Genomic DNA, 7,179 nt, shown 5'->3' with positions numbered 1-7,179 from the left:
GGCGGTAAAATTTTACGCTAAAATACGGCGCGGCGATATTTTGAAATTTCAAAATGCACGCTAAGCTTTAAAATTTAAACTCAGATGATTCTGCAAATTTTGCGACTATTTGAGAAAGTGCTAAGTTTTAAAATTTAAGCCCAAATGGCTATTTTAAGGCATATCGCAGGGCTTAAATTTTACGCTTTGAAATTAGGAGAAAAGATTGGAAAATAGAACTTCATACACGATAGTAGGCGCATTTGTTATGATCTGCGTCGCGGCTCTTACGGCATTTATGTGGTGGATGCTTACAAAGACTGATCGCAGCGAGAGCTACCGCTCCTACTATATCCACACAAAAGAGCTTCCCGTAGGCATTAAGGAGAATTCCGAGGTTAAATTTATCGGCGTAAATGCGGGCATAATCAAAAGCATCGACTTTGCCGATATCGAAAATGCGATCATCGAGATTGAAATTTCGGTAAAAAGCAAGCTACCGATCTCGCAAGATAGCGTCGCCAAGGTAGAATCTCAAGGCATAAGCGGAATCGCGTTTATAAATATCACGAAAGGAAGTGGCAAGCTTTTCCCGCCGAATGATAAAAAGCCGATAATTGCGCTGGATAAAACGCTTCTTGATAAAATCGGCTCCAAAGCCGAAGTCATCACCGATAGCGTGAGCGAGATGATCTTTAAGATTAATGGGCTACTGTCTAAGCAAAATACCGATAAAGTGGATAGAATCCTATCTTCGATGGATAAATTTAGCGCTGAGCTAAGTGATGAGAAAAAATTCCAAAGCCTAGACGCGCTGCTTGCTAACGTAAATACTCTCATAGCGAATTTAAACGAGCGCGAGAAAGAACTAGACGCGCTGCTAGATAATCTAAATGCTTTTGCCGTGAGTGCTGCTAATCTATCGAATTCGCTGGATAAAACCGCAGGCATCATCACTAAGCGTATTGATCGCGGCGAGTACAATCTAAAAGCGATCTTGGATCCTACACTTGAGGAGGCAAAAAACACTCTTGGCGAGCTAAAAAAATCACTCAGAGAATTCCAAGGCGCGATGTTTAGGCTAGAGGACAATCCTTACGATTTCTTTTTCAAAGACACTTCTAAAGGCGCGGATCGCGACGATAAAAAGGAATAAAGATGAAAAATTTTATAAAGTTTACGCTTGCTGCGACGCTGGCGGCGATATTTTTAGGCGGCTGCTTAGCTAAGCAGGCTAAGCCATACACCTACTACGAGCTGCGTTATGATCAAAAGCGCTGCGTAAATCCTAGCGGTGTGCGCAAAAATATCTTTATCGACACCATCACGGCGACCGATCTTGTAGATAGGCGGGATATTTTAATAGTGGATTTTAGAAACCGAACGCAGTTCGCAAGCGACGCCAAATTTATTACGATGCCTAGCGAAATGGTATATAAGGCGCTGCTTGATGCGGCATTTTCCACCTGCTCGCTAAATCCGATCTTCGTGCCAAAAGAGCGGGATTTGCGCCTAAAAACCAGTATCGTAGCGCTTCAGATTAATAACGATCAGGCAACCGTCACGATGGGATATGAAATTTTAAATTCTTTAGAAAGCATAAAATCTGGCATCGTCACTAAGCGCGTTTTCGTGCCTGATCCTAGCTCGCAAAGCATTTATAATGCTCTAAATTTAGCGCTTAATGAGAGTATAAATGAAATTTTAAAGGCTCTTAGATGATAGCGGCGATCGAAGGGATTATAACGCGCAAGGAGCCCACTGCTTGCGTCATTAAATGCGCTAGCGGCGTGAGCTACGCTCTTTCATTGTCATTAAATACCTCCGCGAAGCTCACGCAGGGCAAACTGACCGAGCTTGCGTGCGTACAAATTCTGCGCGAGGATGCCGATTTGCTGTATGGGTTTTTAGACGATAATGAAAAAAAAATGTTTGAAACCCTAATCAAACTTAGTGGCGTAGGTGCAAGCACGGCGATGGCGGTTTGTTCGACGCTCGCTCCGCAGGATTTTGCGCGTTGCGTAGCTACGGGGGATGCTGCGACGCTAACTTCAGTTCCAGGCATCGGCCCAAAGACCGCTAGACGGATCATTGCTGAACTAGGCGATGCGAAGCTAATGGAATTCGGTCCTAGCGAGACTTATAAAAACGAAGCGGCGTCCGCGCTACAAAGCCTTGGATTTAAGCGCGATAAGATCAATCAAATCTTAGCGGGATGCAGCAGCACGAATACGTCAGATCTTGTCAAAGAGGCGTTAAAAAAATTAGCGCAGAAAATAAAATTTGAAGGACAACAATGAAATTTGGCTTAGTTTTTGGAGCTCAAAGCTATGAGCACGAAGTAAGTATCATCTCGGCAATTGCCGTCAAAAATGCCCTAAAAGGCTGGGACTTGGAGTTTGTATTTTGCGATAAAAATCGTAAATTTTACCGCATTGAGGATAAAAATATGCGCGCGGCATATTTTAAGCAGGGCGGCTATGCTAAAGCAAAAGAGCTTAGTATCGGTGCGGGCGGATTTTTTGAGAGCGGAATGTTTAGCAAAAGCATGCTAGAAGTCGGCACATATATCAATCTAATCCACGGCTGCGACGGCGAGGATGGCAAAATGGCGGCGCTATTTGAGTTTTTTGGCATCCCTTATATCGGACCTCGTATCGAAGCTAGCGTGCTAAGCTATAATAAAATTTTAACCAAGCACTTAGCCGCAATCGCAAATGTAAAAACCTTGCCGTATGAGATCGTAAATCGTACTAGCCTGCCTAATTTTAATTTTCCGATCATCGTTAAGCCCGCTCATTTGGGCTCTAGCATCGGAATTTCGATAGCCAAGAACGAAAGCGAGTTTAGCTACGCGCTGGATCAGGCTTTTGAGCTGGACGATAGCGCGATCGTAGAGCCATACTGGGAAAACGTAAAGGAATTTAATCTCGCGGGCGCTAAAATAGACGGCAAAATCGTATTTTCAAACATCGAAGAGCCGAAAAAAGAGGGCTATTTAAATTTCGATCGTAAATATTTGGATTTTTCGCGTAGTGACGCGATCGAGCCCGCTCGTCCTGGCGCTTTGCTAGAGGGTAAGATGAAAGATGCCTTTACGCGGCTTTATAACGCAGGATCATTCGATGGCGCGCTAATTCGCTGCGATTTTTTTGAAAAAGAGGGTGAAATTTATCTAAACGAGATAAATCCAAACCCAGGCAGCCTCGCAAACTACCTATTTGATGATTTCTCCGAGGTTTTAGCAGCTCTTGCTTCGTCGCTGCCGCCGATGAGGCAGATCCCTGTAAGCTACGAGCTGATCACCAAAATCACCGCTAATAAGTAGCCAATCGTTTAAAATTTTACGCTAAATTTTGCGTAAAATTTTACTTCAAAAGGTCGAGTTATGATAAATCAAGACGAAATTTACACCGCTACCGAGATCGTGCGCAACTTCAGCACCGTTTTAAACAAGATCAAAAACCAAGAGATTAAAAAAGCCTTGATCGTCAAAAACAACAAATTTGAGGCCGTGATGATCAGTATGAGCGAGTTTGAGCGGCTCGAAAAAGCAGTCGAGCTACTCAAGGCTGTTTACGCCAAAAGGAGCGGTGGTGGCGAGTAAGGAGCTCGTCTGCGGTGGCGAAAGCTACAAAATCAGCTACGAAATTTCAAACCTACAGCGCGAGCAATACATCCTGATTCTGCACGGCTGGGGCGCAAACAAGGCGCTTATGTCTAGAGTTTTTGCGGACAAATTCCGCCATTACGCGTTAGTGTGCGTCGATCTGCCGGGATTCGGCGCCAGCTCGCAGCCCGCGCGCGCCCTTGGCAGCGAGGATTATGCGGAGATTATGCGCGCCTTTATCGCGGCTTTTGGCAGGCAACCCGCGGCGATCATGGGGCACAGCTTCGGCGGCAAGATCGCCGCATTGCTAGCTCCGCGCAATCTCATACTGCTAAGCAGCGCAGGCATCATCGAGCCCAAGCCCTTTGTCGTGCGCGCTAAAATCGCGATTTTTAAAATTTTAAAAAGACTTGGACTGGCGGGGCTTTGGCGCGCATTTGCGAGCAAGGATGCCGCAGGTATGAGCAAAACAATGTATGAGACGCTAAAAAACGTCGTAAATGAGGACTTCCGCGATATTTTTTCCGCGCTAAGCCCGCAAAATGCGCTCATCTTTTGGGGCAAGGACGATCGCGCCACTAGCCTAAAAAGCGGCGAGTTGATCCACTCGCTCGTTAAAAATAGTAAATTTTATCCGCTGGCGGGGGATCACTTTTTCTTTTTGCAAAGCGCAGATTTTATCGGCGAGCAGATCGAAAAGGAGCTTGGCGGCAGCTAAATTTAACGATTTGGCGCCGCGCTAAATTTAAAACAAGACGCGATTTGGTGTAAATTTTAAAATTTAGTCGCGAAATTTTAGCGCCGCTAAAAATCGCGCTTTAGATGCAAAGACAGATCGCGCGAATGTAAGAGCGGGGTGCAATTTAAAAGCGTTTCAATGCGGCGCTTTAATGCGGCTCGTGTTTTAAAATTTTGCAATCTGTTTGCGCTAAAGATCGCAAGCCGAAGCGTAAATTTAGATTATAAAGTCGCGAGCATGCGGCACATATTTAAAATTTAGCGGCGCAAAATCCGCTCTTTGGGCGCGTAGTATAAAACGCAAAGCTCAAATTGCGGCGTGTCGCGTTAAATTTTAAAATTTTAATGCGGCAACGGATCGTTTCTGCTATGCGCTCGCGATTGCGGCAGCCGTACATGATGCGGCGAAACCGCGTGTGCACTGCAAAGCGGACAATTAAATTTAGTTGCAGGTCGCATAATCGCGTCATGTATTTACCGCGACACAAGGTCTATGTGCTGTAAATAATGCAAATCATCGCGCGAGATAGGGCTCGATGTCGCAAGATACGCAGCGTGCGAAAATTTCAGGTCGCGAAAGATGGATGCTGCACGGTATCGAAAACGCAGACGGGGCGCGACGGCGGTAAATTTATCTAGCGCGGCTCGTGCAGCTCCAGGGAGAGCGTGAATTTATGACTGCGCAAGTTTAAAATAGAATTTGCAAAGCGAGAATTCGTAAAAGTTGCAAATGAAGCCGAATGCCGGTTAGTCCGAGCTCGCCGCGTTTTTGCCCACACAGGCTTGCAAAGCGGACGCGCAAATTTATAAAAAGGAATTTTAAAAGATGAATATAATATTTTTGATCGCGCACGCGGCGTTCGTCCTGATGCTCGGCTTTTATCTGATCACCTGCTTGCAGTGGTTTTCGTACAAGCCCGCGCGCATCATCTTTCACTTCACCAAACCCGCGTGGCACCTCTATTTTTTGATTTTGCCGCTGGCGGCGTATTTTGGCTGCGAGATCGCGGCGAGCCTCTGCGCGACTAAATTTGGCGCCGCGTCCCTCTATGCCTTACACGCCGCTAAAATTTTAATCATCGCGGCCTACGCATTCGCGCTGTGGCTTTGGCAAAGGAGGCTTGATAAAAAGCTCGTCTTTACGCCGCGCGTGAAGCGATTTTTTGCGATTTTAGCGCTCTGTGCACTTGGCTTCAGCGCCGTGTTTTATGCCGCAGAAGCTCCGATTTTGCCGATCTTCTTACCGCTTGGCGCCGCTCTTGCGGCGAGCTTTGCTTACGAGTGGGCGCAGGCTGCGAAATTTAAGGCCGCCGCGCGCAAAAAACTGGCCCAGATGCCCTCTCTTACGATCATTCAGATCACCGCGAGCTACGGCAAGACGAGCATTAAAAACTTCTTGTATCAAATTTTAAAAAGCGACTTTCGCTGCTACAAGACGCCGCGCTCTGTAAACACGCTAGCGGGGCTCGTGCGCGACGTAAACGAGGCGCTACCCGCAGATACGCAGATCTACATCGCCGAAGCAGGCGCCAGGCTAAGTGGCGACATTGCCGAGATCACTGAGTTTTTGGCACCGCAGATCGTCGTCGTGGGCGAGATCGGCGCGCAACACATCGAGTATTTCAAAAGCATCGAAAACATCCGCAAAACCAAGCTCGAAGCGCTCACAAGCGCGCGGCTAAAGCATGCGTTTTTGCACAGCTCCACGCAAAAAAGCGTGAGCGAGCGCATCACGATCTACGACGAGGGGCTAAAAATCCACGGCGCGGATCTGGACGGAATAAAATTTAGCCTTAGCTTGAGCGAGAATGAGCCCCTCGCAAGCGGAGAGAATTCCGCGCTGCGCGCAGAAACATCCGCCGCAGAGGGCGAAGGGCAGGGCGATTTGAGCTTAGATGCAAGCAGTGCGGCATGCGCGGAAAAAAACAAAAATTCTAAAAATTACGGCGCCGATTTTGACGATGCAAATTCCATATCCTGCACCGAACGGAGCGAGCAAGAATTTTGCGAACAAGCCGTCCGCGCCGCTAGCGACGATAAAATTTGTAACGTCAAAGAGCAGGGCGTGCAAGAGGCTCCAAACGGGCGTAAAATTTCAAACGGGCGGAGAGAACTATGCGAGAGATATGAGTTTTTCGCGCCGATTTTGGGCAAATTTAACGCTGCAAATCTCGCCGCGTGTATAAAGATCGCGCGATTTTTGGGGCTTAGCGCAGATAAGATCAAAAGTCGCGTCGCGCACATCGGCGCCGTCGAGCACCGCCTCGCGCGGCTCGATGCGGGCGGCAAGATCATCATCGACGATAGCTTCAACGGCAATCTAAGCGGCATGCTGCAAAGCTACGAGCTGATGCGAAGCTACGGCGGGCGCAAGGTCATCATTACGCCGGGCATCGTCGAGAGCACGCGCGAGGACAACGAGACGCTCGCCGCTAAGATCGATGAAATTTTCGATCTCGCGATCATTACGGGCGAACTAAATTCCGAGGTGCTGCAAAGCAAGATCGACCCCGCAAAGACTATCGTTTTGAAAGACAAGCGCGATTTGCAGCGGGTTTTGAGCGAAAATACGCACAGCGGCGATCTGATTTTATTTTCAAACGACGCGCCGAGCTTTATTTAAGCGGCTTTGACGGCACGGCTTGCTCTGCGCTGAGGCATACTGCGCGATTTGACAGGGCGTATTTTTAGACAAAAGACTTTGAGCGGGTGCGGCGAGCGATTTTAAATAGGCGCGAGCCGATAGGCGATTGGTTTGAGTGGATACGGCGCGATCTGTTTAAATAAAAGCCCTGTGCGGCTAAATTTCGCCGCGGCGCGACCAGCGCACGTTTTGGCGAGTTAAAATTTGA

The 7,179-nt window shown here is 47.6% G+C and carries 7 protein-coding genes; all 7 read left to right on the top strand.

Annotation, left to right across the window (positions count from 1 at the left end; all coding sequences use genetic code 11):
* The first annotated feature begins 205 nt into the window (after positions 1-205).
* Positions 206-1,135 (top strand): MlaD family protein, encoded by a 930-nt coding sequence (locus tag Q0117_RS08620; protein ID WP_291937273.1) that lies wholly within the window; start codon positions 206-208, stop codon positions 1,133-1,135.
* Positions 1,136-1,137: 2 nt separating this feature from the next.
* Positions 1,138-1,701: a hypothetical protein gene (locus tag Q0117_RS08615; RefSeq protein ID WP_297924592.1), complete on the top strand. Its 564-nt coding sequence runs from the start codon at positions 1,138-1,140 to the stop codon at positions 1,699-1,701.
* On the top strand, positions 1,698-2,279 hold the full coding sequence (ruvA, locus tag Q0117_RS08610) for a Holliday junction branch migration protein RuvA (RefSeq protein ID WP_297924590.1): 582 nt from the start codon (positions 1,698-1,700) through the stop codon (positions 2,277-2,279). The genes Q0117_RS08615 and ruvA overlap by 4 nt, the downstream gene beginning before the upstream one ends.
* Positions 2,276-3,307 carry a D-alanine--D-alanine ligase gene (locus Q0117_RS08605; protein ID WP_297924588.1) on the top strand — a complete coding sequence of 344 codons (1,032 nt, stop codon included), beginning with the start codon at positions 2,276-2,278 and terminating at the stop codon, positions 3,305-3,307. The genes ruvA and Q0117_RS08605 overlap by 4 nt, the downstream gene beginning before the upstream one ends.
* Before the next feature lie 60 nt (positions 3,308-3,367).
* A complete protein-coding gene (locus tag Q0117_RS08600; RefSeq protein ID WP_177389042.1) occupies positions 3,368-3,586 on the top strand; it encodes a type II toxin-antitoxin system Phd/YefM family antitoxin in 219 nt (72 codons plus the stop codon).
* Entirely contained in the window at positions 3,576-4,307 is a 732-nt protein-coding gene (locus tag Q0117_RS08595; RefSeq protein ID WP_297924587.1) for an alpha/beta fold hydrolase, read from the top strand. The genes Q0117_RS08600 and Q0117_RS08595 overlap by 11 nt, the downstream gene beginning before the upstream one ends.
* Positions 4,308-5,153: 846 nt before the next feature.
* Complete coding sequence (locus Q0117_RS08590; protein WP_297924585.1) at positions 5,154-6,950, top strand: Mur ligase family protein; 1,797 nt, start codon at positions 5,154-5,156, stop codon at positions 6,948-6,950.
* The last annotated feature ends 229 nt before the right edge of the window (positions 6,951-7,179 follow it).

The sequence above is a fragment of the uncultured Campylobacter sp. genome, assembly GCF_937997535.1.
GTDB lineage: Bacteria > Campylobacterota > Campylobacteria > Campylobacterales > Campylobacteraceae > Campylobacter_B.
The sequence above is the reverse complement of the archived record's forward strand: the minus strand, read 5'-3'. Positions and strand labels throughout refer to the sequence as shown.

Bases quoted from the DNA above. Each gene is read 5' to 3' on its own strand.
- Q0117_RS08615 (WP_297924592.1), top strand. From the start codon at position 1,138: ATGAAAAATTTTATAAAGTTTACGCTTGCTGCGACGCTGGCGGCGATA.
- ruvA (WP_297924590.1), top strand. From the start codon at position 1,698: ATGATAGCGGCGATCGAAGGGATTATAACGCGCAAGGAGCCCACTGCT.
- Q0117_RS08605 (WP_297924588.1), top strand. From the start codon at position 2,276: ATGAAATTTGGCTTAGTTTTTGGAGCTCAAAGCTATGAGCACGAAGTA.
- Q0117_RS08600 (WP_177389042.1), top strand. From the start codon at position 3,368: ATGATAAATCAAGACGAAATTTACACCGCTACCGAGATCGTGCGCAAC.
- Q0117_RS08590 (WP_297924585.1), top strand. From the start codon at position 5,154: ATGAATATAATATTTTTGATCGCGCACGCGGCGTTCGTCCTGATGCTC.